The 2,380-nt window shown below is 65.5% G+C and carries 2 protein-coding genes; both read left to right on the top strand.

Annotated elements, in window-relative coordinates; all coding sequences use genetic code 11:
* Positions 1-736 precede the first annotated feature (736 nt).
* On the top strand, positions 737-1,324 hold the full coding sequence (locus ACYP33_RS20465; RefSeq protein ID WP_414440107.1) for a tetratricopeptide repeat protein: 588 nt from the start codon (positions 737-739) through the stop codon (positions 1,322-1,324).
* A gap of 124 nt (positions 1,325-1,448) precedes the next feature.
* Entirely contained in the window at positions 1,449-2,264 is an 816-nt protein-coding gene (locus ACYP33_RS20470; RefSeq protein ID WP_414440106.1) for a hypothetical protein, read from the top strand.
* The last annotated feature ends 116 nt before the right edge of the window (positions 2,265-2,380 follow it).

Genomic DNA, 2,380 nt, shown 5'->3' on the forward strand with positions numbered 1-2,380 from the left:
ATGGGTTCGAACCGATTGGGCGGAAACGGGCGGCGCGATTGCGAACAGGATGCCTGCGCACGCAACCATGAGGGACGTGGCCGATGCGTGGCGCGGCCGGCGCCACGTCCGGTTCGCGCCGAATGCGATAGGGGAACGGAGCATGCTGACTCTCTGCGGGAGGTGGCGTGATGGAGGTGGCGTGATGCGTGCGTGCGGGCGGCCATGCCGGCCGTGCCGTCGGGTTTCGTACGAACCGGCGGCCTGCGCCAACCGGCGCCCGCCGAGCAACGCGGGCGCCGCCATGATGCCCGAAATCGCCGTCCGTGCGTCCGGATGCAAAGTTCCGGATTCCATACGATTGAGACGCATGGAAACGAATCGTGGACGGAAAGGCACTCGCGTTTTCGACTGGAGAATTTAGGATTCAGCTTCACGAAAAGCCGGAAACACACGGCTCGCGCTGAATTCTCAAATTGATATCGTCATCTTCAGGATGACGAACCGCGTGGGGTCCCGCAGGGATCGTCGATCGATGGCTCGTTGCCGCGGGTGCCAGGCCGGCGCAGGCGAGCGCTTGCGCTCATGAGAGACAGTTCGACCGCCAGACAGTTCCGGCAGAGAGAAACCGCGGGCCGCGCGCCTGCCGACTTTTGAAACGTTTGGCTTGCGCGCCTTCCCGGCGCCGGGCAATTCACCGCACGTAGCGGGCGTCCGAACCGGCAGTCGAAGCGACTCGATTCGAGCTGGGGCCGTCATGAATTTCCGCCTGTTAATGGTGCCGTCGTTGCTGCTGGCGCTTGCCGCCTGCGTGCAGCCGCAGCCGAGCAACATGGTTCGCATCTGCGACGATCAAGGTTGCGCCGATCGCCCGAAGAACGTCGTCACCACCGAACTGAAGGACGATGCCCAGGATCGGGAAGACCCACGCATCGCCGCCCTCAAGCAGAGCGCGAAAACCCAGCCGAAGGCCGCCTACGATCTCGGCCTGCGCTACTTCCGTGGCGACGGCGTTCGTCAGGACAGCTATCAAGCGCTCAACTGGATGCGCGAAGCCGCCGAGCACGGCGACCTGCGCGCGCAGAAGGCGCTCGGCGTGTTCTACCTGTTCGGCCTCGAAGAGATGGGCTCCGATCCGCGCGAGGCGGACAAGTGGCTGTCGATTGCCGCGGGCCGTGGCGACAAGGAATCCGAAAAACTGCTGAAGCAGGCGCGCGAGGCCAAGAAGGCCGACGAGGACGATTTCAAATGGCGTTCGCAATGGCGCGACGTCTATTACGGCTATTGGAATTCCGGCTACACCTACTACGGCGTCTGGCAACAGACGACCTGGTACTGGTATTGACGGATTCCTAAGCATGGGGGGCCGCGACGGGGAGACCCTGCCTTTCGCGAACCATGCCGGGGGGCTTATCGAGGTTCGCACCGAAGCGTAAGCCGGACATCGTTTCACATCATTCGACAACGACATGAACATCACTTCCACCCTCAGGATCACGGCAGCCGCCGCGCTCGCCGTTTCCCTCGCCGCGTGCGGCGGCATGGTGACGCCCGGCGGCCAGAACGTCGGCGTGACCGGCGCGGCCGGCGGCGCGACCAGCGCGGGCGCCGATACGACGCTCGAGCACTGTGCGTCTCCGCTCGGTACGATCGCAGTCGACGACGGCCGCAACGCGGATTGGTTCGGTCCGTTCGGCAGCGCCACCAAGATCACCACCATCGATCCGCTGCTGCGCCTGGCCGTGCAGCAGTCGAACTGCTTCGTGATCACCTCGGTCGGCAACCAGAAGACCGATGCCCGCCTGCAGCGTATCACCGCATTGCAGCGCAATTCCGGCGAATACCGTGCCGGTTCCAAGCAGCAGAAGGGCCAGCGCGTCGCGGCCGACTACTACATGGAACCGAACATCGTCATCAACGATTCGGCCATCGGCGGCCTGGGCGGCGCGGTGGGCAGCATCTTCGGCGGCGGGATCGGCGCATTGGCCGGCACGCTGAAGAGCAAGGCGTCGGTCGTGACGCTGACGCTGTTCGACGTGCGCTCGGCCGTGCAGATCGCGGCAGCCGAAGGCAGCTCGACGGCCACCAACTGGGGCGCGGCGCTGGCCGGCTTCGGCGGCGGCGCGGGTGGTGCGCTCGGCGGCTTCTCGTCGACGCCGGAAGGCAAGGCGACGGTCGTGGCGTTCATCGACGCCTGGAACAAGATGGTCGTGGCACTGCGCAGCTACAAGGCGCAGGACGTGCGCGGCGGCCTGGGCCGCGGCGGCGCACTGAAGGTCAACTAAGCATTGCTCCGCGACGCGCGGCGGCCCCGAGGCTGCCGCGCGGCCTGCCTCGCTGCTTGCGGGCCGTTATCTCCGCGTCGTTTTTCCATCGCTTCATTGTTTCGAGGTCGCCATGA

This window comes from Burkholderia sp. 3C (genome assembly GCF_054589155.1).

What these genes read in the sequence shown, in the direction of transcription:
- ACYP33_RS20470 (WP_414440106.1), top strand. Translation starts at nt 1,449, where the DNA reads ATGAACATCACTTCCACCCTCAGGATCACGGCAGCCGCCGCGCTCGCC.
- ACYP33_RS20465 (WP_414440107.1), top strand. Translation starts at nt 737, where the DNA reads ATGAATTTCCGCCTGTTAATGGTGCCGTCGTTGCTGCTGGCGCTTGCC.